Origin of the sequence: Streptomyces sp. NPDC001851, from assembly GCF_040297165.1 — a bacterium.
Taxonomy (GTDB): Bacteria; Actinomycetota; Actinomycetes; order Streptomycetales; family Streptomycetaceae; genus Streptomyces.
The window spans coordinates 1-22,848 of sequence record NZ_JBEOYR010000027.1 but is presented as its reverse complement, the minus strand read 5'-3'; the positions used below and the strand labels follow the sequence as shown (position 1 = coordinate 22,848).

The 22,848-nt window shown below is 71.5% G+C and carries 19 protein-coding genes; 9 read left to right on the top strand and 10 right to left on the bottom strand.

Translation table 11 applies throughout. The features are described 5' to 3' along the window. Positions 1-355 precede the first annotated feature (355 nt). Complete coding sequence (locus ABT171_RS32100; protein ID WP_351249906.1) at positions 356-922, top strand: DJ-1/PfpI family protein; 567 nt, start codon at positions 356-358, stop codon at positions 920-922. Between the two features lie 102 nt (positions 923-1,024). Here the strand turns inward: ABT171_RS32100 and ABT171_RS32095 are convergent, their stop codons facing one another. Together ABT171_RS32095 and ABT171_RS32090 are read right to left on the bottom strand one after the other, a co-directional pair. Next, positions 1,025-1,693: an HAD family hydrolase gene (locus tag ABT171_RS32095; RefSeq protein WP_351249905.1), complete on the bottom strand. Its 669-nt coding sequence runs from the start codon at positions 1,691-1,693 to the stop codon at positions 1,025-1,027. Between the two features lie 57 nt (positions 1,694-1,750). Further along, positions 1,751-2,263, bottom strand: coding sequence for a DUF6912 family protein (locus tag ABT171_RS32090; protein ID WP_351249904.1), 513 nt, complete (start codon positions 2,261-2,263; stop codon positions 1,751-1,753). A gap of 330 nt (positions 2,264-2,593) precedes the next feature. Here ABT171_RS32090 and ABT171_RS32085 point away from each other — a divergent pair, with 330 nt between their 5' ends. Then, positions 2,594-3,181 (top strand): Rv3235 family protein, encoded by a 588-nt coding sequence (locus tag ABT171_RS32085; protein WP_351249903.1) that lies wholly within the window; start codon positions 2,594-2,596, stop codon positions 3,179-3,181. 81 nt (positions 3,182-3,262) lie between these two features. Here the strand turns inward: ABT171_RS32085 and secA are convergent, their stop codons facing one another. Beyond that, positions 3,263-6,073, bottom strand: coding sequence for a preprotein translocase subunit SecA (gene secA / locus ABT171_RS32080; protein ID WP_351249902.1), 2,811 nt, complete (start codon positions 6,071-6,073; stop codon positions 3,263-3,265). A 252-nt stretch (positions 6,074-6,325) separates the two neighbouring features. Here secA and ABT171_RS32075 point away from each other — a divergent pair, with 252 nt between their 5' ends. Together ABT171_RS32075 and ABT171_RS32070 are read left to right on the top strand one after the other, a co-directional pair. Beyond that, the gene (locus tag ABT171_RS32075; RefSeq protein ID WP_351249901.1) at positions 6,326-6,898 is read left to right on the top strand and encodes a GNAT family N-acetyltransferase; all 573 of its coding nucleotides are present in this window, start codon (positions 6,326-6,328) and stop codon (positions 6,896-6,898) included. 49 nt (positions 6,899-6,947) lie between these two features. Beyond that, positions 6,948-8,150 (top strand): winged helix-turn-helix domain-containing protein, encoded by a 1,203-nt coding sequence (locus tag ABT171_RS32070; RefSeq protein ID WP_351249900.1) that lies wholly within the window; start codon positions 6,948-6,950, stop codon positions 8,148-8,150. Positions 8,151-8,164: 14 nt separating this feature from the next. On the opposite strand, the gene ABT171_RS32065 is transcribed toward ABT171_RS32070, so the two are convergent. From ABT171_RS32065 to mtnA, 7 genes are all read right to left on the bottom strand, one after another. Further along, the gene (locus tag ABT171_RS32065; RefSeq protein WP_351249899.1) at positions 8,165-8,911 is read right to left on the bottom strand and encodes a response regulator; all 747 of its coding nucleotides are present in this window, start codon (positions 8,909-8,911) and stop codon (positions 8,165-8,167) included. A 201-nt stretch (positions 8,912-9,112) separates the two neighbouring features. Continuing rightward, positions 9,113-9,805 carry a ribosome hibernation-promoting factor, HPF/YfiA family gene (hpf, locus tag ABT171_RS32060; protein ID WP_351249978.1) on the bottom strand — a complete coding sequence of 231 codons (693 nt, stop codon included), beginning with the start codon at positions 9,803-9,805 and terminating at the stop codon, positions 9,113-9,115. Positions 9,806-10,117: 312 nt separating this feature from the next. Then, entirely contained in the window at positions 10,118-10,978 is an 861-nt protein-coding gene (locus tag ABT171_RS32055; RefSeq protein WP_351249898.1) for a ComF family protein, read from the bottom strand. A 125-nt stretch (positions 10,979-11,103) separates the two neighbouring features. Further along, complete coding sequence (locus ABT171_RS32050) at positions 11,104-12,936, bottom strand: LpqB family beta-propeller domain-containing protein (protein ID WP_351249897.1); 1,833 nt, start codon at positions 12,934-12,936, stop codon at positions 11,104-11,106. Continuing rightward, complete coding sequence (mtrB, locus tag ABT171_RS32045) at positions 12,926-15,040, bottom strand: MtrAB system histidine kinase MtrB (RefSeq protein ID WP_351249896.1); 2,115 nt, start codon at positions 15,038-15,040, stop codon at positions 12,926-12,928. The genes ABT171_RS32050 and mtrB overlap by 11 nt, the downstream gene beginning before the upstream one ends. Before the next feature lies 1 nt (position 15,041). After that, the gene (mtrA, locus tag ABT171_RS32040) at positions 15,042-15,731 is read right to left on the bottom strand and encodes a two-component system response regulator MtrA (RefSeq protein ID WP_191870552.1); all 690 of its coding nucleotides are present in this window, start codon (positions 15,729-15,731) and stop codon (positions 15,042-15,044) included. 4 nt (positions 15,732-15,735) lie between these two features. Then, complete coding sequence (gene mtnA / locus ABT171_RS32035) at positions 15,736-16,878, bottom strand: S-methyl-5-thioribose-1-phosphate isomerase (RefSeq protein ID WP_351249895.1); 1,143 nt, start codon at positions 16,876-16,878, stop codon at positions 15,736-15,738. 140 nt (positions 16,879-17,018) lie between these two features. On the opposite strand from mtnA, the gene ABT171_RS32030 reads away from it, so the two are divergent. The 5 genes from ABT171_RS32030 to ABT171_RS32010 are packed head-to-tail and all read left to right on the top strand — an operon-like array spanning position 17,019 to position 22,698. Then, positions 17,019-18,422, top strand: coding sequence for a DUF7847 domain-containing protein (locus ABT171_RS32030; RefSeq protein WP_351249894.1), 1,404 nt, complete (start codon positions 17,019-17,021; stop codon positions 18,420-18,422). 4 nt (positions 18,423-18,426) lie between these two features. Further along, positions 18,427-19,206 (top strand): DUF4129 domain-containing protein, encoded by a 780-nt coding sequence (locus ABT171_RS32025; protein WP_503077282.1) that lies wholly within the window; start codon positions 18,427-18,429, stop codon positions 19,204-19,206. Then, a complete protein-coding gene (locus ABT171_RS32020; RefSeq protein WP_351249893.1) occupies positions 19,203-20,399 on the top strand; it encodes a DUF4350 domain-containing protein in 1,197 nt (398 codons plus the stop codon). Before ABT171_RS32025 ends, ABT171_RS32020 begins: the two co-directional genes overlap by 4 nt. Continuing rightward, positions 20,399-21,388, top strand: a complete 990-nt coding sequence (locus ABT171_RS32015; protein ID WP_351249892.1) for an AAA family ATPase — start codon at positions 20,399-20,401, stop codon at positions 21,386-21,388. The genes ABT171_RS32020 and ABT171_RS32015 overlap by 1 nt, the downstream gene beginning before the upstream one ends. Then, positions 21,388-22,698, top strand: coding sequence for a DUF58 domain-containing protein (locus tag ABT171_RS32010; protein ID WP_351249891.1), 1,311 nt, complete (start codon positions 21,388-21,390; stop codon positions 22,696-22,698). The genes ABT171_RS32015 and ABT171_RS32010 overlap by 1 nt, the downstream gene beginning before the upstream one ends. Positions 22,699-22,848 lie beyond the last annotated feature (150 nt).

The window sequence follows — 22,848 nt, the reverse complement described above, 5'->3', positions numbered from 1 at the left end:
ACAAGGCTATCGCTCCTCACCCCGGACCCGTCATGAGCCGTATGTGTACAAAACCGAGGGGTGAAGTTTGACGTTCTGCACAGCGGTCGACGGGGAGGCGGTGACGTATTCGGCCGGGTGCGGCCCCCGGGACCAGAGGGGCGCGGGCCGCAGGGGCGGGCGGCCCGGTCCGGTCGCGCCGGGAGAGCCCCGACCGCACCCTGAGAACAGGGCACCCCGACATCCGGCAGGGCCCCGAGGCCGCACCGAACCGCGACGGCCCCCTTGGCAAGCCCGCCCGGTGTTGGCACCTTGCCCAGGGACAGTGCGTCCCGCCCAGGAGTACCGGAACACCGGAGTACCCGGAGGAGCCGACATGCCCGCGAAGATCCTGATCGTCACCGGCGACGCGGCGGAGTCCCTGGAAGTCCTCTACCCGTACCAGCGCCTGCGCGAGGAAGGCTACGACGTCCATATCGCGGCCCCCTCCCGCAAGACGCTCCGCTTCGTCGTCCACGACTTCGAACCCGGCTACGACACCTACACCGAGAAGCCCGGCTACACCTGGCCCGCCGACCTGGCCTTCGCCGACGTGGACCCCGGCGAGTACGCGGCCGTCGTCATCCCCGGCGGCCGGGCCCCCGAGTACCTGCGCAACGACCCCGAACTCCGCAAGATCCTCAAGGCCTTCTTCGACTCCGACAAGCCGGTCGCCCAGATCTGCCACGGCCCGCTGCTCACCGCGGCGATCGACAGCCTGCGGGGCCGCCGGGTCACGGCCTACCCCGCGCTCGAACCGGACATGCAGGCGGCCGGAGCGGGCTTCCAGGACACCGAGGCCGTGGTCGACGGCACCCTGGTCTCCTCCCGGGCCTGGCCGGACCACCCGGCCTGGATGCGGGAGTTCCTCAGGGTGCTGCGCTCGAAGGCACCGGTGAGCTGAGGGCTGTGGCGGCGGGCGGAGTCCCGCCACCCCGCCCCCACAGCAGCCGCAGCAGCCGCAGCAAGGGCACCGGAAGCGGTCACCAGGAACCCGGCACCGCGGCTACGCCGCTATTCGCTCCGCTTCCTCCACCGCCTCGGCCAGCGTGTCCACCACCGGCACCCCCGCCTCCTCCAGACTGGCCCGGCTGTGCGAGCCCCCGGTGTACAGCACGGCCCGGGCCCCGGCACGCCCCGCCGCGACCGCGTCATCCGCCGCATCCCCGATCACCACGGTCCGCGCGGGCTCCACCACCCCGTTCAGCGCCTCCAGATGCCGCACCATGTGCTCGGCCTTGCTGCCCCCGGACGGCCCCGTACGCCCGTCGACCCGCAGGAAATGCGGCTCAATGCCGAATCCCCGCACGAGGGGCACCAGCTCCTCGTGCACGTACATGCTCAGGAGCGACTGGCTGCGCCCCGCCGAACGCCACCCCGCGAGCAGGTCCGCCGCCCCCTCGGCCAGACCGCACCGCACCCGGTGCTCGGCGTAGTACCGGTGGAAGACCCCGTCCATCAGCTCCCACTCGGCATCGGTCGGCAGCCGGCCGATCAGCCGCTCGTAGAACTTCGGCACCGGCACGCAGTACAGCGACCGGTACTGCTCCAGCGTGATCGGCGCCAGCCCCAGCTCGGCGAAGGCCGCGTTCGTCGCCCCGATGATCGCGTCATTGTCGTGGAACAGCGTGCCGTTCCAGTCCCAGACGATGTGCGCGCTTGCCTGCATCCCCATGTCAAAGACCGTACCCGGCCCCACTGACAACGACCGCTGCGAGCGGATACGGCCAGGTCAGGCCAGTTCGACCAGGTTGGGGATCTCCTGGGTGGCGTACCACAGCAGCTCGTGGTCGTCCGCTCCGTCCACGACGAACTGCGCGTCGTCGTCCCCGCCGTCGGCCGCCTCCAGCGCCTCCGCCGCCGCGGCCACGTCCCGCTCCGCGTCAGCGGCGTCGACATGCACCGAGGCCGCCTTGGCGAGCGGCACGGTCGCCGTCACCGTCACCTCGCCCAGAGCGGTCGGGTCGAGCCCGCGGTCGGGGTCGGCGCTCGCGACGCCGTCGGCCACGTCCACGGCGACCACCACCCGGCGCCGTACCGCAGCGGGGTCCGCGGCGAGCAGCCGCAGCGAGGCCAGCGCGGCCCGGCTGAGCGCCGCGTACTCCAACTCCTCGATGTCCTCGGAGAGGTACCACTCGCGCAACCCGGGCGTCACCGCATACGCGACGAAGGGGCCGCTCCCCAGCTCACCCGTCGTGTGCGCCTCGGCGAGACCGGGGAGGGTCAGGGGGACGTAGACGCGCATGCTGGCCGCTCTTTCCTGCTCAAAGGCTCCGCTGGGGCCCCGGGAAGGGCGGCTGCCGCGTCTCCCGGAGGGCCTTCAGGATACGTGCGCCCGTCCCCTTTCGGGTCTGTGCCCGCGCCCCGGAAGCCGTCGACCCCGGGCCGTGAATTCACCCGGAGCACCCGCCGTATCCCGGCGATCGACCCGCCCCGCGTCCCCCGGATAGGTGAACCTCTCCACGCCTCCCGAGCTCTCCCCGCCGTCCTTGCCAGCCCGCTCCCGGTCCCCGTACAAGATCCCCACCAGCGAGTTACCGCCCGGTATCAATCGGGCCCGCCGAACGGGGACTTCATGAACAAGGTCATGAGCCGCACCAGGGACAAGGCGACGAACCGCACCTCCCAGCCCCGACCGCGCCACCGCCCGCCCACCCGCCACGACACCCGCCGCCCGGCAGGAGCCCCGCCCAGGATCCCGCCCCACCGTCCAACGGCCCACCAGCCGGCCACCGCCCCGCAACCGGCCCGCACCCGCCCGGCCAAGGCCCAGGAGCCATCGCCCACCCGGCTGCCGGGTTCGACCGAAACGGCCCGTACAACGCCCAGGACGGCCGCAGGGCAGCCCCGCCCCACCGACCTCTTCGCCGACCGCCTGCTGGCCGTCCTGAGCGGTCAGCGGCCCGTCCACTGGATGCTCCGCCACACCGCGGGCCGCGCCTACGACGACCTGGTCCGCCTCGCCGAACGCAGGCCCCTGCGCACCCGGGGCTCCCTCCCCCGCGTGCACGACATCGGCTACTACGTCCCCCGCGACGGTGCCCTGGAGGTCTTCGCCCGCATCGCCGCCGGCGACCGGCTCCGCGCCCTGGCCTTCCGCCTGGAACTCGGCCAGGACCTCCGCTGGCGCTGCACAGCGGTGGAAGCCGGCTCCCACCGCTGACGACCACCACACCACGCAGATGGGCCGGGTCCCCGAAGGAACCCGGCCCATCTCAACGGTCACCGTGCCGCGGGCGAACTGCTACTTCTTGCGGCGCCGCCCGCCCTTGGCCTGCCGCCGCCGCTCGGCACGAGTCAGCCCGTCCGACTCCGACCGCACCGGCTCGTCGTCCTCAAGGTCGCGCTCCAGGATGCCGCCCTCACCGTCCACGGTCGGCGCCGAGAAGTGCAGATCCCGCCGCTGCGGAACGTCCAGCCCCTTCGCGCGGATCTCCGGACGCGCCCCGGCCTGCGCCGGAACCGTGTCGTGGACGCCCTCGCCGACCGGCTCGGCTTCCTCGACCGGGACCTCCTCGACCTGCTGCTCCACCTGGACCTCCAGGTTGAACAGGTAGCCGACGGACTCCTCCTTGATGCCGTCCATCATCGCGGTGAACATGTCGAAGCCCTCGCGCTGGTACTCGACCAGCGGGTCCTTCTGCGCCATCGCGCGCAGGCCGATGCCCTCCTGGAGGTAGTCCATCTCGTAGAGGTGCTCACGCCACTTGCGGTCGAGGACCGACAGCACGACCCGGCGCTCCAGCTCACGCATGATCTCGGAGCCGAGCTGCGCCTCCCGGGCCTCGTACTGCTCGTGGATGTCCTCCTTGATGGACTCGGAGATGAACTCCGCGGTGAGACCCGCCCGGTCGCCGGCGGCCTCCTCCAGCTCCTCGACGGTGACCTTCACCGGGTACAGCTGCCGGAAGGCACCCCACAGCCGGTCCAGGTCCCAGTCCTCCGGGAAGCCCTCGGCGGTCTCCGCGGCGACGTACGCGTCGATCGTGTCGTCCATGAAGTGCTGGACCTGCTCGTGCAGATCCTCGCCCTCCAGCACGCGCCGGCGCTCGCCGTAGATGACCTCGCGCTGCCGGTTGAGCACCTCGTCGTACTTCAGGACGTTCTTACGGGTCTCGAAGTTCTGCTGCTCGACCTGCGACTGCGCGGACGCGATCGCGCGCGTGACCATCTTGTTCTCGATCGGCACGTCGTCCGGCACGTTGGCCATGGCCATCACGCGCTCCACCATCTGGGCCTTGAACAGGCGCATCAGGTCGTCGCCGAGCGAGAGGTAGAAGCGGGACTCGCCGGGGTCGCCCTGACGGCCGGAACGACCGCGCAGCTGGTTGTCGATGCGCCGCGACTCGTGCCGCTCGGTGCCCAGCACGTAGAGGCCGCCGAGCTGCTCGACCTCCTCCTTCTCCGCCTTGACGGCCTGTTCGGCCTTCTCCAGGGCGGCGGGCAGGGCGTGCGCCCACTCCTCGATGTGCTCCTCCGGGTCGAGGCCGCGCTGGCGCAGCTCGGCCTCGGCGAGGTCCTCGGGGTTGCCGCCGAGCTTGATGTCCGTACCTCGGCCGGCCATGTTGGTGGCCACGGTCACCGCGCCCTTGCGGCCGGCCTGGGCGACGATCGACGCCTCGCGCTCGTGGTGCTTGGCGTTGAGCACCTCGTGCTGGATGCCGCGCTTGGAGAGCTGCTGCGAGAGGTACTCCGACTTCTCGACGGACGTCGTGCCGACGAGGATCGGCTGGCCCTTCTCGTGCTTCTCGGCGATGTCGTCGACGACCGCCTCGAACTTGGCGACCTCGGTGCGGTAGATCAGGTCTGACTGGTCCTTGCGGATCATCGGCCTGTTGGTCGGGATCGGGACCACGCCGAGCTTGTAGATCTGGTGGAACTCGGCGGCCTCGGTCATCGCCGTACCGGTCATGCCGGAGAGCTTGTTGTAGAGGCGGAAGAAGTTCTGCAGGGTGATCGTGGCGAGTGTCTGGTTCTCGTCCTTGATGTCCACCCCTTCCTTCGCCTCGATCGCCTGGTGCATGCCCTCGTTGTAGCGGCGGCCGGCGAGGATACGGCCGGTGTGCTCGTCGACGATCATGACCTCGCCGTCGATGACGACGTAGTCCTTGTCGCGCTTGAAGAGCTCCTTGGCCTTGATGGCGTTGTTCAGGTAGCCCACGAGCGGGGTGTTCACCGACTCGTAGAGGTTGTCGATGCCCAGCCAGTCCTCGACCTTGGAGACGCCCGACTCGTGGATGGCGACCGTGCGCTTCTTCTCGTCGACGTCGTAGTCGCCGGTCTCCTCGATGCCCTTGAGGGGGTTGCCCGCCTCACCCTTCTTCAGGCGCGTGACGAGCTTGGCGAAGTCGCCGTACCACTTGGTGGCCTGGTCGGCCGGCCCGGAGATGATCAGCGGCGTACGGGCCTCGTCGACCAGGATGGAGTCGACCTCGTCGACGATCGCGAAGTTGTGGCCGCGCTGCACCAGCTCGTCCTTCGACCACGCCATGTTGTCGCGCAGGTAGTCGAAGCCGAACTCGTTGTTCGTGCCGTAGGTGATGTCGCACGCGTACTGCTCGCGGCGCTGGGCCGGCGTCATGTTGGCGAGGATGCAGCCGACGTCCAGGCCCAGGAACTTGTGGACGCGGCCCATCATCTCCGAGTCGCGCTCGGCCAGGTAGTCGTTGACCGTGACGATGTGGACGCCGTCTCCGGACAGGGCGTTCAGATACGCGGGCAGCGTGCCGACGAGGGTCTTGCCCTCACCGGTCTTCATCTCGGCGACGTAGCCGAGGTGGAGGGCGGCGCCACCCATCAGCTGCACGTCGTAGTGGCGCTGGCCGAGGACGCGCTTGGCGGCCTCACGGACGGTGGCGAACGCCTCGGGGAGCAGGTCGTCCAGGCTCTCACCATCGGCGTAGCGCTGCTTGTACTCCTCGGTGAGGGCTCGCAGCTCGGCGTCGGAGAGGTCGACGAAGTCCTCTTCGATGGAGTTGACCTGGTCCGCGATGCGGTGCAGCTTGCGCAGGATCTTGCCTTCGCCTGCACGCATGATCTTCGAGAGGACGGACACGGGGGTTTGTCTCCTTGCCGGTCGGGCCTGGGAGGGTCGGTTTCCATTTGACGTACTGAGCAACGGCCATCGTATGCGAGGACCCGGCTGGGCCGGGAGGCCTGGCGGCCCGACGGCTGCTTCACCCGGGACAACGGACGGGCCACGGCGATAGTGCCGCATCGGCGCGAGGAATTGCGCGAACTGTGATCGCGTGCTCACGCATGGCGAAAACCGATGGCCCGGCCGCGGGACGCCGAGCACAATCGGCCGATGGAACCCGTCACACTCACCACGGACCGCCTGGTCCTGCGCACGGTAGGCCCGCACGACACCCGGGCGGTGTACGACGCCGCGCAGGACCCCGGCATCCAGCGCTGGACCACCGTGCCGTCGCCGTATCTGCCCGAGCACGCGAGCGGCTTCACCGAGCAGCTGGTCCCCGACGGCTGGGCAGAGGGTTCGATGTTCACCTTCGGTGTCTTCCTCACCCGCGGGGAACTCGCCGGCATGCTCAGTCTCACCATGCGCTCCCTCGGCGTGGCGGAGGTCGGCTTCTGGGCGGCCAAGGAGCATCGCGGCCAGGGGTACGTCACCGAGGCGACGCTCACCGCCTGCCGCTGGATCTTCACCGAGGTCGGCGTCGACCGGGTCGAGTGGCGTGCCGAGGTCGGCAACCACGCCTCCCGCGCGGTGGCCGAACGCGCGGGTTTCACCATCGAGGGCACCCTTCGCTCCGCGATCAACAACAAGGGAGTACGCCGGGACTGCTGGGTCGGTTCCCTGCTCCCCTCGGACCTGGGCCTGCCGTCCACGGCGCCGTACCTGCCCGCCCGTGCCGAGTGAAACCGCAGGTCAGCCGGGACTGTCAGTGGCACCCTCTATCGTCCGGGGCATGACGACCCTGCCGCGCCCGACCACCACCCTCACCGCGGACGACGCCCGCCGTATCGCCCTGCGGGCCCAGGGCTTCCTCGGCGCGCCCGACCGGCGGGCCGGCGTCCGCGGAGTGCTGCGCCATCTCGGCGCGGTCCAGCTCGACACGATCTCGGTCCTCGCCCGCTCCCATGAACTCGTGCCCTACGCCCGGCTCGGCGCGGTCGGCCGCAAGGCGGTCGAGGCGGCCTACTGGAACGGCGCGTCCACGGGCGTGTCGCCGGCGCGCCCGCACGCCTTCGAGTACTGGTCGCACGCGGCGTGCATCCTGCCCATCGAGGAGTGGCCGCACTTCGCCTTCCGCCGCCGCGCCTACCGGGACCGCCCGCACTGGAACCACCAGCTGCCCGAGGGCGTCTACGACCAGGTCATCAAGCAACTGCGCGCGGAGGGCCCGCTGACCTCCACGGAGCTGGGCGGCGCGAAGAAGACGAACGAGTGGTGGGACTGGTCCGGTACCAAGGTCGCCGTGGAGCGCGCGCTGATGTACGGCGAGGTGGTGTGCGTCGAGCGGCGCGGCTGGAAGCGGGTGTACGACCTCGCCGAGCGCGCCGTCCCGGACACGCTGCTGCATGACGAGCTGGACGACGGTGAGTGCCTGCGCCGCCTGGTGCGGCTGGCCGGCGAGTCCCTCGGCGTCGGCACGCGCGCGGACATCGCCGACTACCACCGCCTCAAGGGGGAACAGGTCGACGCGGTCATCGCCGACTCGGGGCTGGTTCCGGTCGAGGTCGAGGGCTGGGGGAAGCCGGCCTGGGCGGACCCGGCGGCCCTGGCCACGGCGCCGCGCGGGCGTCACCGGACCACGCTGCTGTCGCCGTTCGACTCGCTGATCTGGGAGCGGGCGCGCACGGAGCGCATCTTCGGCTTCACCCACCGCCTGGAGGCGTACGTGCCCAAGCCGAAGCGGGTCCACGGCTACTTCGCGATGCCGGTGCTCGCGGGCGGCCGGCTGGTCGGCCGGGTCGACCCGGCCCGCGAGGGCCGCACGCTGGTGGCCAAGCAGGTCACCCTGGACGGCCCGAAGGCGGTTCCGGCGGTCGCCCAGGCCCTGATCGAGGCGGCGACCTGGGTGGACTGCACGGACGTCCGGGTGGAGCGGGTGGACGCACCCGGTCTGCGTGAGCCCCTGACGAGGGAACTCGCCCGCACTCTGGCCTAGCGCACGCGCTACCGCTAGCGGATTTCGAGGATCTTCTCCCGCATCGCGTAGACCACGGCTTCCATCCTGGAGTGCAGCTGGAGCTTCTCCAGGATGTTGCGGACATGGTTCTTCACGGTGTTCTCCGAGATGAACAGTTCCTTGGCGATGTCCCGGTTGTTCATCCCGGTGGCGACGAGCTTGAGGACCTCCAGCTCCCGGTCGGTCAGCCGCGGCGCGGGCACCAGCCGGCGTTCGTCGGTGCGCTGGATCATCGACTTGAACTCGGTGAGGAGCTTGGACGCCATGGACGGGCTGATCTGCGACTGCCCGTCGGCCACCGCGCGAATGGCGGTGGCCACCTCGTCCGTGGAGATCTCCTTCAGGAGGTATCCGGTCGCGCCCGCCTTGATCGCGTCGTAGAGGTCGGCCTCCTCGTCGCTGATCGTCAGCATGATGATCTTCGCACTGGGGGCGACCTCCTTGATGGAGGTGCAGGCCTCGATCCCGCCGCGCTTGGGCATGCGGACGTCCATCAGCACGATGTCGGGCAGCAGGTCGGCGGCCTTGTCCACGGCCTCGGCGCCGTCGCCGGCCTCGCCGACGACCTGGATGTCCTCCTCGGCCGCGAGCACGATCTCCAGGCCGCGCCGGAAGAGGGCGTGATCGTCCACGACCAGGACTCTGATCGGCTCCGCGCGCAAAGCGCCCGCGTCCGGCCGCATGCCGCTGACACCCTCCTCGCCGTCCTCGTCCCGCATCGGTCCGAAGGTGTCCGCCATCGTTCCTCCCCCTGAGGCTGTGGCCCGTGATCCTGTGCCATCGCCAACCCAAGGCAGCGGCCCACCGGTTGGGCCGGTCCGGCCATGATTTCATGCCCGGGCGACACAGAGGTGACGTGCGGGGCGTGAAGTGGTCGCACACAGGTGCCCCTGGGGGCGCACACGCGCTTCCAGGGGCACCAAACCGGCGTGGGCCGGATGTCAGCCGCCCAGCGTGCCACCCGCCGCGGGGGTCTGCGCCTCGGCGACCATCGGGTCCGTGCTGAGGTGGATCACGCCGTAGTCGTAGGCGTGTCGCCGGTAGACGACGCTCGGTTCCTTCGTCTCCGCGTCGACGAACAAGTAGAAGTCGTGGCCGACCAGCTCCATCTCGTAGAGGGCCTGGTCGAGGCTCATCGGGGAGGCGACGTGGGTCTTCTCGCGGACGACGAGGGGACCTTCACCCTTGACCTCCAGCGAGCCGATCTTCTTCGTCGGCACCCCCTCCGTCTCTTCCTCGTGGACGGGAAGGCCGTTGCCGTTCAGCGTCGCCGCGCCCGGGACGTGGTCGGCAACCTCGGCCGCCGGGATCCGGCGTGCGCCTCGGCGCGAGAAACGCTTGTCGTGCTGCTTGCGCAGCCGGGCGTCCAGCTTCTCCGCCGCCAGGTCGAGTGCCGCGTACGGATCGCTGGCCGCTGCTTCCGCCCGGATCACCGGACCGCGGGAGCGGAGCGTGATCTCCACTCGATCGCAACGGTCGGCCTGTCGGGGGTTCGGCTCCTTGGACACCTCGACGTCGAGGCTGATCACCTTGGCATCGAGCCTCTGGATCTTCTCCAGCTTCAGCTTCTCGGCCACGTGCTTGCGGAACCGCTCGGGCACCTCGGTCTTGCGGCCCTTGACGACGATGTCCACGCAGAACTCCGTTCCCGGATCGCTCCGCTCGGTCGGCGGAGCTTCTCCCTTTCGCACCAGGCCCGGTGACCACCGGACCTCGGACTCGGTGACTTCCACCTCCTCCTCCCCCATGGGCGAGATCTCCACCCCACCAGCACGGGTGATTGCGGAAAACCCGTGGCACGGCATTCCGATATGAGAGGTGTGGCCTGCGCCTTTCCTCACAACCGAACATATCTCGCCCGGACGGATGTCGTCACCCTCTACTCCGGCGTACCTCCGTTCAGGTGAATTACCCCTGTCACTACCTGCAACGATGCAAGCCGACGGTCAGTTCCTGTTCATTTCGAAAGAATCCTGCGGAGCGGCGATCACGGCCGCGCGGAGCGCATGCCCGAGGGCGTTCGACGACGCCTTTTCCGGTGCACCGTGCACCCACTTCTCACGCTCCGTCCGTGCTCCGATCCGTTGTTCATCCCTTCCTTCCCGAGTTACGGCCCCGTACACGGTCGTTCTCACTCCACTTCGCTCCTCTGCCACGTCCCGGACGGCCCGTGCCGCCTCCGCGAGGCTGGCGCCCGTCGTGATCAGGTCGTCGACGAGCACGACGTGTCCCGCCCCGAGCAGCCGGCCGCCGCCCGTCGTCACCTCCAGCGCACCCGCGAGATTCGCAAGGCGCCCCCGTGCGTCGAGACCGGCCTGGTCCGCCACCGGCCGCCGCTGGCGCAGCACTGCGGCCACCCTGGCCGGCGTCCCGGTGCGCCGCAGCTCCCCGGCCGCCGCGAGCGCCATCCGCCGCACCGGATCATGCCCACGTGCCCGAACGGCCCACCGGGCGGAGGGCACGGGGACGAGCAGCACGGTCCCGAATCCCCCGGCGCCCGCATCGGCACCGCCCCCGCCGAGCCCCGCCCGCACCGCTGCCGCCAGAGCGTTGCCCAGCTCTCCCGTGAGGGCCAGCGCGCCCCGCTCCTTGTGGGCCAGGAGAAGCGTGCGCACCTCCTGCGCGTACGGAGCCGCCGCATGCACGACCGGCAGCCCGGCCGGCTCCGGCACCGGCCGTACCCGCCGCGGCACGCGACCGCACAGCGCGGCCCGGCAGCGCGGACAGAGCACCGTACGAGGTGCCCCGCAGCCCGCGCACTCGGCCGGCAGCACCAGGTCGGTGAGGTCTCGCCACCACACCCGCATGTCCACCACTGTGCCAACACCGAAGCCGCCCGGCCACCCCTGTGGACAACCACCTGTGGACAACCCGGAAAACCGCACACCGCCCATCACCCACACGGGGGAACGGGCGGTGCGCAGCGCGGTACTCAGCCCGGATAGACCGGTGCCGACCCGTCCTTGTCCACCTTCTGCCACTGCACCCCGGACGGCAGCCGCACGATCCCGTCGTCCTCCGAGTAGGCCACCAGCGGCACCCGCTCGTCCTCGGACGCGGCGATCGACTTCACGCCGGTGAGCGCCCCCGGCGCCGGCCCGTCGAGCGTGGAGCCGTCGACCTGGACGTACCGCATCTGCAGCACGCCGCCCTGCTCCCGCCCGACGACGAGCAGCCTGCTGTCCCCGGCCCACGACAGGGCGCTGACCTGCTCCAGGTCGGGTGCGGCCGACCGCAGTCCGACGACCGACGTACCCTGCCCGGTCCCGTCGTCGCGCTGGATCCGGCCGATGAGCAGGGACCGCTTGTCGCCGTTCTTCACGACGAGCGCGATCCGCGCCCCGTCGGCGGCGACCCGCACGTCCAGGATCTGGCCGGACAGGCCCGGGACCGCGACCTCCCGCGGTTTGGTGCCGCCCTGCTCCATGAGGTACAGCCGCCGGTGGTGCGGGTCGCGGTCGGCCACCCACAGGTCGCCACGGGCGTCCCAGCTCGGTGTCGACAGCCGGTCGGCCGGGGCCGGACCCTGGCTGGTCACCAGCGCGTCCCCGAGCGAACCGCCCGACGCCAGCGACGTCACGTACAGCGACCTGCCCTGGTCGCCGACGCCGGCCGCGGTGTGCTCGTCCCGCGACACCGCCACCGAATCGAGCGCCTTCTCGCCCTCGCCCAGCGGACCCGGCACCGGAACGGCGTTGGTGCTCGTGCTTCCCGTCGGTATCCGCACCAGCCGGTGCTTGCCGTCGAGGAAGTACAGGTTCTCGGGGCTCTTGGCCGACCCCCGCCACGCGACGGCCTCGGCGCGCTCCTCGCTCAGATCGCACAGCCGGTGCCCGCCGACGCCCTGCAGCTGCACGGACTCCAGCGTCGGCGCCAGGTTCCGCAGTGTGAACAGCACCTGCGTCGCCATCTCGGTGCACTGACGCGCCGCGACCTGGGACGCCTTGAGGTTCAGCGGCACCGTCAGCCTGTTCTGGTCGTCCGGCGCCAGACCCGACACGTCCTTCTGCAGGGCCGTACCGGTCGGGAAGCTGGACCTGACGACCGGCCCGAGCCAGCGGGAGGCGCCGCCGATCAGCGAGCGGACCATCTGCGTCATCGGGTCCACCTTGCCGCGCACGAACACCGGGTCGGCGACCGCCACCGGCTGCCCCGTCGACCCGACCGTGGTGTCGGAGGCGAAGTAGTACTTGTCGACGGACGTGTAGTTGCGCTGGAAGTCCGACTTGCCCATGACGACACCGTCGGGCAGCCCGTCGATCCGCCACTGGCCGTCCTTGGGGTTCCGCGTGAGGTGGACCTTCTTGCGGTAAGCGCCGCCGGCCGGCTCGTACGCCAGCCGCGCGTCCACGGTCGCGACCCGGCTGCCCGCCAGCACACAGGTGACGCTGCTGGTCGGCTCCGCACCCGCCCGGCAGTCCGGCTCGATGCTCGGGCCGCCCGCGAGGACCGTCGTCGACCGCTCCGGCCGCCAGCGGCGCGCCGCGTCGGACGACAGATACTTGCGGGCCGTGTCGTAGTCCGGGTCGTCGCTGGTCAGCGCTTCCAGGAAGCCCTGCATGATCTCGGCGGGCCCGGCACCCTCGGCCGGCGGCATGGCGAACACCCGGACCCGGGTGTCCTGCCGCGGTGTGGACTCCACGTTCCGAAGGTCACCACTGTCGGGCATCGAGGCGCAGCCTGCCAGCAGTACGGCACCCAAGGCGGCGCAGGCCACCGCGCGTCCCGGCCCGGACCGGGCGCCCCCCGTGCGGTCAACGCCCACGAAATGCCTCCCCTGGCTCGGTCGAGTCCTCCGCCTGGGCCGCTTCCGGCCGGACCGCGCCCGTGTCGGGCGCCGGAGGTGTGGCGGACCTGCCGTCCGCGGGCTGCGTGCCGCCGGCGGGCCGGGGCACCACGCGCGCACCGTTGCCGTTGCCCGGCAGCGCGGCCGGGTCGGTGGCGACCAGCCGCGGCGCGATCGGGGCGCGCGGCGGCAGCGGCGGAGCCTGGGTGCCACCCTGCTGCACCGGGACGGTCGCCCGCTTCTCCTCGCCTCCGCCGGGCAGCCCGGCGGCATCGAGACCGCGGTTGCGACGCGAGTCCTTGGGCTCCAGCGGTATCGGCGAGCCCCGCAGCGGTTCGTCCGCGGTCCGGGGCAGCGTCAGCCGGAACTGGGAACCCCCGCCCGGCTCACCCCAGGCCTGCAGCCAGCCGCCGTGCAGCCGCGCGTCCTCCAGGGCGATCGACAGCCCGAGGCCCGTACCGCCGGTGGTACGCGCGCGTGCCGGGTCCGCCCGCCAGAAGCGGCTGAAGACACGCGTCGCCTCACCCGGCTTGAGCCCCACGCCGTAGTCGCGCACCGCGACGGCGACCGCGCCACCGGCCGCGGCGAGCCTGACGACGACGTCCTTGCCCTCGCCGTGCTCGACGGCGTTGACGACGAGGTTGCGCAGCACGCGCTCCACCCGGCGGGCGTCGGCCTCGGCGACGACAGGCTGCTGATCACCGACCACGCGCAGACGCGTGCCCTTGCGCTCGGCGAGCGGCTCGGCGCCGCTGACCACACGCCGGACGACGTCCCGCAGGTCTATCGGCTCGGCCTCCAGCGCCGCCGCCCCCGCGTCGAAGCGGCTGATCTCCAGCAGGTCCGCGAGCAGTGACTCGAACCGGTCCAGCTGGTCGGCGAGCAGCTCGGCCGACCGCGCGGTCACCGGGTCGAAGTCCTCGCGCGCCTCATGGATGACGTCGGCGGCCATGCGGACGGTCGTCAGCGGGGTCCGCAGCTCGTGCGAGACGTCCGACACGAACCGGCGCTGCATCCGCGACAGGTCCTCCAGCTGCTGGATCTTCACCTGGAGGTTCTGCGCCATCTTGTTGAAGGCCTCGCCCAGACGCGCGATGTCGTCCTCGCCGGTGACCTTCATCCGCTCCTGCAGCCGCCCGGCGGACAGCCGCTCCGCGATCCCGGCAGCCATCCGCACCGGTGTGACGACCTGCCGCACCACCAGCCAGGCGATGGCGCCCAGCAGCACGACGACGAACAGCCCGGCGGTCGCGAGCGTGCCCTTGACCAGGCTCAGGGACTTCTCCTCCTGCGTGAGCGGGAAGAGGTAGTACAGCTCGTACGGCCGCCCGTTGGGGTCGTTGACCTGCTTGCCGATGACCAGCGCCGGCTGCGACTCCTTGCCGTTGGAGTACACGATCCGGGTGTAGCTCTGGGCGGCCGTCATATTGCCGTTGACCCTCTCGCGCAGGTCGGCGGGCACGCTGGAGGTCGGGTTGACGTTCCCGGAACCGCGCGGGCTGCGGCCGCCGCCGCTGTCGTCGCCGACCGGCAGCGTGACGACGTCGAAGGCGCCCGCGCCGCCGCTGGACAGCGACTCCACGAGGTCACTCATCCACTGGATGACGTTCTGCGACTGCCGGCCGTCGACGGTCGCCGTGCCGTCGGCGGTGCCCGTCCCGGCGGCCGCACCGGCACCGGCGCCGGTGGCGGCGCCACTGGCCGCCTCGTCGGCCCTCTGCTTGGCCACCGCGAAGCCGCCCGTGGCCTGGCTCTGCGAGGCCTTCACCTTCGCGTCCAGCAGGCCGTTGCGCACCTGCCCGATCACGACGAAGCCCAGCAGCAGAACCACGCCCAGCGACATCACCAGCGTCGTGGCGACGACCCGCAGCTGGATGTTGCGCCGCCACAGCCGCATCACCGGCAGCAGCGGACGGCGCACCCAGCGCAGGAACAGCCTGATGACCGGGCTGCCCTGGACTCCGCCCTCCAGCAGCCCGCCCTCGAAGAGACCCCTCAGCCGCGCACCCGCCGACCGGCCGACAGGCCGCCCCGGACGGGCCCCGGACCGGCCGGGAGCCGAAGCGGCGCTGTCCCCGGACATGTCAGCTCGGCCCGGCCTTGTAACCGACACCACGGACGGTCACCACGATCTCCGGCCGCTCCGGGTCCTTCTCGACCTTGGAACGCAGCCGCTGGACGTGCACGTTGACGAGCCGCGTGTCGGCAGCGTGCCGGTAGCCCCACACCTGCTCCAGCAGCACCTCACGCGTGAACACCTGCCACGGCTTGCGGGCGAGCGCGACCAGCAGGTCGAACTCCAGCGGGGTCAGCGCGATCGACTGCCCGTCCCGCTTCACCGAGTGCCCGGCCACGTCGATGACCAGGTCACCTATGGTCAGCTGCTCCGGCGCCGGCTCCTCCGACCGCCGCAGCCGCGCCCGGATCCGGGCGACCAGCTCCTTCGGCTTGAACGGCTTGACGATGTAGTCGTCGGCGCCCGACTCCAGGCCCACGACCACGTCGACGGTGTCGCTCTTCGCCGTGAGCATCACGATCGGCACCCCGGACTCCGCCCGGATCAGCCGGCACACCTCGATGCCGTCCCGCCCGGGCAGCATCAGGTCCAGCAGCACCAGATCGGGCTTGGTCTCCCGGAAAGCGGCCAGCGCCTTGTCGCCGTCGGCTACAAAAGACGGCTCAAAACCTTCACCACGCAGCACGATCCCGAGCATCTCGGCCAGTGCGGTGTCGTCGTCGACGACAAGGACTCGTCCCTTCATAAACGACATCATCCCATTAGCTAATCGTTACCTGGCGTGACCTGGCACACAGCTCCGCAAGAGCCTCGGCCGTCACGGGTGAAACGGCTCCCTCCTCGGTGACGATGGCCGTCACCAGCTCGGGCGGCGTCACGTCGAACGCCGGGTTGTACGCCTGGGTCCCCAGGGGTGCCACCGGAATCCCGCCTCCTGCTCCAGTCACCGGCACCTGGGGTGCTGTGACCTCGGTCACTTCGAATCCCGGTCGCTGCTCGACCTCGATGGACGCCCCGTCCGGGGTGCCCGGGTCGACCGTCGTCACCGGCGCCACCACGATGAACGGCACATGGTGGTACCGCGCCAGCACAGCGAGCGGATAGCTCCCCACCTTGTTCGCCACCGAGCCGTCGGCCGCGATCCGGTCCGCCCCGATCAGCACCGCGTCCACCTCACCCGCCGCGAACAGGGAACCCGCCGCGTTGTCGGTGAGCAAGGTGTACGCCATGCCACTGCGGGCCGCTTCGTACGCCGTCAGGCGAGCACCTTGCAGCAACGGACGCGTTTCGTCCACCCACAGCCGCCGCAGCCGCCCCTCGCGGTGCGCCGCCAGAGCCACCGCGAAGGCCGTGCCCTCGCCGCCCGACACCAGCGAACCGGAGTTGCAGTGGGTGAGGATCCGGTGCCCGCCGCCGGGCAGCAACTCGTCCAGCAGCGCCAGACCGTGCGCCGCCATCCGGGCGCTGGCCTCGGCGTCCTGCCGGTGCAGCGCGCGCGCCGCGGCCAGCGCCGCCGCGGCGGCCGCCGTGGGATCCCCGCTCTTCGCCAGCGCCGCCTGATACGCGGCCCGGGCCCGGCTCACGCCGACGGACAGATTCACCGCGGTGGGCCGGGCGCCCGCGAGCGCCTCCGCCGCCTCGGCCACGTCGAAGCCACGCGCGGCGGCGAGCGCGACACCGTACGCGCCCGCGATCCCCAGCAGCGGCGCACCGCGCACGGAGAGCGAACGGATCGCCTCCACCAGCGCCGGCGCGTCCGTGCACACCAGCTCGACCTCCTCGGCCGGCAGTCGCGTCTGGTCGAGCAGGACCAGCACCGGGCCTTCGGGTGGTTCCTCCCATCGGATCGCAGGTATCTCGGTCGGCCGCTTGTCCCCGTCGGTTCGCGCCTGCTGATCAGCCATGCGGTCAGTCTGCCCCGGATCCGGCGGACAATTGAAGGGATCCAGCGCCTACCGCGGCCGGTCCCCCGGTGACCACCCCATGGCACGATGTCTGCCAACCTGCCGCCGCGACCGCGGACGGGCACCGAGAAGGAGCTTCGATGACAGACACTCCGGGCTGGGCCTCGCCCGGATCCGCCCCGTCGTCCGAGGGGCGGGAACCCGGCGCGTCCGGTCCCGCCGAGCCTGCCGACCGCCCCGGCGACACCGCGCCCGCGCCGCAGCCGGATGCGAACCCGCAGGGCCCAGGCGTGAAGTGGTCCAAGGAGCAGCCGCCACCCGGCCAGTGGTCCGCGCCCACCGGTGCCCCCAGCCCGAACCAGACCCCTCCGCCCCCGCCGCCCGGCCCGGGCTGGGGCGGCCCGCCCATGGGCCCGGTCCCCGGCGGCCACGGAGGCGGCCACCAAGGCCCTCCCGGCGGCTACGGAGGCCCGCCCGCCGGCTACGGCGGTTACGGCATCCCCGGCGGCTACGGAGCCTGGGGCGGCGGCTGGGGCGGTCCCCCGCCCGCCGCCAAGCCCGGTGTCATCCCGCTGCGCCCGCTCGGCGTCGGCGAGATCCTGGACGGCGCCGTCTCCACCATGCGCACCTACTGGCGCACGGTGCTCGGCGTCTCCCTCGGGGTAGCTCTGTTCACGACAACCGCCCTCGTCCTCGTCCAGGGCTTCGTCCTGAACGACGCCCTCACACACATGCAACTGGGCAGCCGCGATGCCAACCCCGACGACGTGTTCCGTGCCCTGCCCGACGCCATGGCCGGCACCGGCGTCGTCGCCGCGATCTCCACGATCGCCATGCTCATCGCGACCGCCCTGCTGACGACCATCACCAGCCGCGCCGTCCTCGGCAGGCCGGTCAGCATCGGCGAGGCCTGGCGCGACGCCCGCCCGCAGCTCCCGAGGCTGTTCGGCCTGATCCTCCTGCTGGGACTGATCGTCGTCGGAGTCATGTGCGCCGGGGCGGTGCCCGGCATTCTCGTCGTGGTCCTCAGCGGCGACGACGTTGCGGGCGCGGGCCTGATGGCCCTGGGACTCCTCGGAGCGGCCGTCGTCACGACGTGGCTGGTGGTCCGCTTCTGTCTGTCCACTCCCGCCCTCATGCTGGAACGGCAGAGCATCGTGAAAGCCATGACCCGCTCCGCGAAGCTGGTACGCGGCTCCTGGTGGCGCACATTCGGCATCCTGCTGCTCACCGGACTCATCGTCCGGATCGTGCAGGCGCTCATCGCCATCCCCTTCACCGTCATCGGGGTCGCGGTGAGCGGCGACGGCATCAACGACGTGCTCGGCACCGGCGGCGGACACCCCGGCTGGACGACCCTGGTCATCCAGGCAATCGGCACCCTGATCGGCAGCGCACTCACCCTGCCGATCAGTGCGGGCGTCACCGTGCTGCTCTACATCGACCAACGCATCCGCCGTGAGGCCCTCGACCTCGAACTGGCGCGCGCCGCCGGCGTCCAGGCCCCCGGCACCAGCGCCCCCGGTCCCGTCCCGGGGAGCTGATGCGGTGAGTCCCACGGGGGGAGTGCTCACGGCGGCGGCCTCGTCCAGCGCCGGTGAAACGGTCGTACGAGGGCTGCTGCGTGCTGCGGACACGGCCGTCCGCGCAGCCGGCGGTTCGGGAGACGAGCCGCCCGTGACCACCCCGCGTGATCCCGCGCGGGAGGCGGCCCGCCGCGAGCTGTCCAAGCGGATGTACCACGAGAACGACCCTGGGCTGTTCCAGCGCGCACTGAACGCGTTCTGGCACTGGCTCGACCGGCTGTTCAACTCGGCCGCCTCGGCGACACCCGGCGGCACGGTCGGCCTGATCGTCGTCGTCCTGTTCGTCGTCGCCGTCCTGGCCGCCCTGTGGTGGCGCCTCGGCACCCCACGCCGGCAACCCAGCTCCGCCGCCGTCCTCTTCGACGACCGTCCCCGCAGCGCCGCCGAACACCGCGCGGCCAGCGAGGCGCACGCCGCCCAGGGCCACTGGAACCAGGCCGTGCAGGAACGCATGCGGGCCATCGTCCGCTCCCTGGAGGAGCGGACCCTCCTCGACGTCCGTCCCGGCCGCACCGCCGACGAAGCAGCCGACGAAGCCGGCCGTACCCTGCCCGCGCACACGGACCGGCTGCGCGCTGCGGCCCGCGAGTTCGACGACGTGACATACGGCGGACGCACGGCCAGTGAGCAGTCGTACCACCGCATCGCCGAACTCGACCGTGACCTGGAACGCACCAGGCCCGCCCTCGCCCACAGCACCGCCGGCACGGCCCACAGCACCCACCAGGGGGCCGCCGAGTGACCGCCGGGGCCACGCTGCCGACGACCTCCACCGCGCCCACCGTCCGCCAGGTGTGGACGCGCGCACGAGGCATCGCGCTCGCTGTCGTACTGGTCCTGGCCGGGGCCGTCGCCATGGCGGCCGTACGCTCCACCGCCCGGCACGGCGAACTGGACCCGCGCTCCGCCGACCCCTACGGCAGCCGCGCCATCGCCCAACTCCTCTCCGACCGGGGCGTCTCCACGCGCGTGGTCACCACGCTCGGCGCGGCACGCGCCGCCGCAGGACCCGACACCACCCTCCTGGTCGCCGTACCCGACCTGCTGACCCCCCGTCAACAAGACCAGCTGCGCAAGGGCACCGCGGCCTCCGGCGGACGCACCGTCCTCGTCGCGGCCGGCAGCCCGTCCGTACAACGGCTGGTTCCGGGAGTGGCCGCGGATCCCGCGACGAGCCCCGGTACGACACTCGCCCCCGACTGCACCCTGCCCGAAGCCCGGCGTGCGGGCAGCGCCGACACCGGCGGGATCCGCTACACCACCACCCGCCTCGACGCCGACTCCTGCTACTTCAGCGCACGCCTCGCCACCCTGCTCCGCATCCCCGAGGCATCCCGGGGCGGTGACACCGTCGTGCTCGGCGCGCCCGACATCCTCTACAACGACCGCCTCGACAAGCAGGGCAACGCCTCGCTCGCCCTCCAACTCCTCGGCTCCCGCCCCCATCTGGTCTGGTACCTCCCCTCGCTCTCCGATGCCTCGGCCACCGGCCCCGACGGCCGGAAGGACTTCCTCGACCTGCTCCCCTCGGGCTGGCTCTGGGGCACCCTGCAGCTGTTCGTCGCAGCGGTCCTCGCCGCCTTCTGGCGGGCACGCCGCTTCGGCCCCCTCGTGCCCGAACAACTCCCCGTCGCGATCCGTGCCTCCGAGACCGCCGAAGGCCGCGCCCGCCTCTACCGCAAGGCCAACGCCCGCGACCGCGCCGCCGCCGCTCTTCGCTCCGCCACTCGCACCCGCCTCGCCCCCCTCGTCGGCGTCCCCGTCACCCGAGCGCACACGCCCGAGGCCCTGCTCCCCGCCCTGTCCGCCCATCTCTCCGGCGACGGACAGGCCCTGCAATCCCTCCTCTTCGGACCGCCGCCCGCCGACGACGCGGCCCTCATCGCACTGACCGACCAACTCGACGCCCTCGAAAGAGAGGTACGCCGTTCATGATGGACCCGACCACTGACAACGCCGGGAACACCGGGGACGCGGGCACCGCCCGAGCATCCCTGGAAGCCCTGCGCGCCGAGATCGCCAAAGCCGTGGTCGGCCAGGACCCCGCCGTGACCGGCCTCGTCGTCGCCCTCCTCTGCCGCGGACACGTTCTCCTTGAAGGAGTCCCCGGAGTCGCCAAAACGTTGCTCGTCCGCGCCCTCGCATCCGCCCTCGAACTCGACACCAAGCGCGTCCAGTTCACACCGGACCTGATGCCGAGCGACGTCACCGGCTCCCTCGTCTACGACGCCCGCACCGCCGAGTTCTCCTTCCAGGAAGGCCCGGTCTTCACCAACCTCCTCCTCGCGGACGAAATCAACCGCACCCCGCCCAAGACCCAGTCCTCCCTCCTCGAAGCCATGGAGGAACGGCAGGTCACAGTCGACGGCACCCCCCGCCCGCTCCCCGAACCGTTCCTGGTCGCCGCGACACAGAACCCGGTCGAGTACGAGGGCACCTACCCCCTGCCGGAAGCCCAACTCGACCGATTCCTGCTCAAACTGACGGTCCCTCTGCCCTCCCGGCAGGACGAGATCGACGTCCTGACCCGCCACGCCTCCGGCTTCAACCCACGCGACCTGCGCGCCGCCGGCGTACGCCCCGTCGCGGGCCCCGCCGAGCTGGACGCCGCCCGCGCCGCCGTCGCCAAGACGACCGTGTCCCCCGAGATCACCGCCTACGTCGTGGACATCTGCCGCGCCACCCGCGAGTCGCCGTCCCTCACCCTCGGTGTCTCACCGCGCGGTGCCACCGCCCTCCTGGCCACCTCGCGCGCCTGGGCCTGGCTGACGGGTCGCGACTACGTCATCCCCGACGATGTCAAAGCCCTCGCGCTGCCCACCCTGCGTCACCGCGTCCAGCTGCGCCCCGAGGCGGAGATGGAAGGCGTGACAGCAGACTCCGTCATCAACGCCATCCTCGCCCACGTCCCGGTCCCCCGCTGATGGCCCTCACCGGACGCGCCGCCCTCCTCGCGGCCCTCGGCTCGATCCCCGTCGGCATCCTCGAACCCGGCTGGACGGGGATCCTCGCGGTCAACGGCCCGCTGGCCCTCGCCTGCGCCTGCGACTACGCGCTCGCCGCCCCTGTACGACGGCTCGTCCTGTCCCGTTCCGGCGACACCTCCACCCGTCTCGGCGAGAGCGCCGACGTCACGCTCACGATCACCAACCCCTCCCGCCGCACCCTGCGGGCACAGCTGCGGGACGCCTGGCCGCCCAGCAGCTGGCTGCCCGGCACCGAGACCGAGGCCTCCCGCCACCGACTGACCGTCCCGCCGGGCGAACGCAGACGCGTGACGACCAGACTGCGGCCCACCCGCCGCGGCGACCACCGGGCCGACCGCGTGACGATCCGCTCCTACGGCCCCCTCGGCCTGTTCTCCCGCCAAGGCGCCCACAAACTGCCCTGGTCGGTACGAGTCCTGCCCCCGTTCACCAGCCGGAAGCATCTCCCGTCGAAACTCGCCCGATTGCGTGAACTCGACGGCCGCACCAGCGTGCTGACACGTGGTGAGGGAACGGAGTTCGACAGCCTGCGCGAGTACGTCCCCGGAGACGACACCCGCTCGATCGACTGGCGAGCCACCGCCCGCCAGTCCGCCGTCGCCGTCCGCACCTGGCGCCCGGAACGCGACCGGCACATCCTGCTCGTCCTGGACACCGGCCGCACCTCCGCCGGGCGCGTGGGCGACGCACCACGCCTCGACGCCTCCATGGACGCGGCGCTCCTCCTCGCTGCCCTGGCCTCCCGAGCCGGCGACCGCGTGGCCCTCCTGGCGTACGACCGCCGCGTACGGGCCCTGGTCCAGGGCCGCTCGGCGGGAGACGTGCTGCCGGGCCTGGTGGACGCGATGGCATCGCTGGAACCGGAACTGGTCGAGACCGACGCCCGTGGTCTCACCGCGGCGGCACTGCGTACGGCACCCCGCCGTTCGCTGCTCGTGCTGCTCACGACACTCGACGCGGCCCCGGTGGAACAGGGTCTGCTCCCCGTACTCCCACAGCTCACTCAACGGCACACTCTTCTTGTCGCGTCGGTGGCCGACCCGCACATCGCGCGTATGGCCGAGGCACGAGGAGGCACGGAGGCGGTGTACGAGGCCGCGGCAGCGGCTCAGGCCCAGAGCCAACGTCAGCACACCGCTGAGCAGCTACGTCGGCATGGAGTGACCGTAGTGGATGCGACACCGGAGGATCTGGCGCCGGCACTGGCGGACGCATACCTGGCTCTTAAGGCGGCGGGCCGGCTCTGATCCCTGGTCCGCTACGGCTTCGCCGCGCTTCGGGGATGCATCGGAAGGCGCCCTGAATGCAGAAAGGCCCACGCCATACGGCGTGGGCCTTTCCCAAGAATTGTTCGGCGGCGTCCTACTCTCCCACAGGGTCCCCCCTGCAGTACCATC

Coding starts and splice junctions, on each gene's coding strand:
- ABT171_RS32055 (WP_351249898.1), bottom strand. CDS start 10,978: ATGCGGGTGTGGTGGCGAGACCTCACCGACCTGGTGCTGCCGGCCGAG.
- ABT171_RS32015 (WP_351249892.1), top strand. CDS start 20,399: ATGGACCCGACCACTGACAACGCCGGGAACACCGGGGACGCGGGCACC.
- ABT171_RS32075 (WP_351249901.1), top strand. CDS start 6,326: ATGGAACCCGTCACACTCACCACGGACCGCCTGGTCCTGCGCACGGTA.
- ABT171_RS32030 (WP_351249894.1), top strand. CDS start 17,019: ATGACAGACACTCCGGGCTGGGCCTCGCCCGGATCCGCCCCGTCGTCC.
- ABT171_RS32090 (WP_351249904.1), bottom strand. CDS start 2,263: ATGCGCGTCTACGTCCCCCTGACCCTCCCCGGTCTCGCCGAGGCGCAC.
- mtrB (WP_351249896.1), bottom strand. CDS start 15,040: ATGTCCGGGGACAGCGCCGCTTCGGCTCCCGGCCGGTCCGGGGCCCGT.
- ABT171_RS32065 (WP_351249899.1), bottom strand. CDS start 8,911: ATGGCGGACACCTTCGGACCGATGCGGGACGAGGACGGCGAGGAGGGT.
- ABT171_RS32085 (WP_351249903.1), top strand. CDS start 2,594: ATGAACAAGGTCATGAGCCGCACCAGGGACAAGGCGACGAACCGCACC.
- ABT171_RS32095 (WP_351249905.1), bottom strand. CDS start 1,693: ATGGGGATGCAGGCAAGCGCGCACATCGTCTGGGACTGGAACGGCACG.
- mtnA (WP_351249895.1), bottom strand. CDS start 16,878: ATGGCTGATCAGCAGGCGCGAACCGACGGGGACAAGCGGCCGACCGAG.
- mtrA (WP_191870552.1), bottom strand. CDS start 15,731: ATGATGTCGTTTATGAAGGGACGAGTCCTTGTCGTCGACGACGACACC.
- ABT171_RS32070 (WP_351249900.1), top strand. CDS start 6,948: ATGACGACCCTGCCGCGCCCGACCACCACCCTCACCGCGGACGACGCC.
- ABT171_RS32010 (WP_351249891.1), top strand. CDS start 21,388: ATGGCCCTCACCGGACGCGCCGCCCTCCTCGCGGCCCTCGGCTCGATC.
- ABT171_RS32100 (WP_351249906.1), top strand. CDS start 356: ATGCCCGCGAAGATCCTGATCGTCACCGGCGACGCGGCGGAGTCCCTG.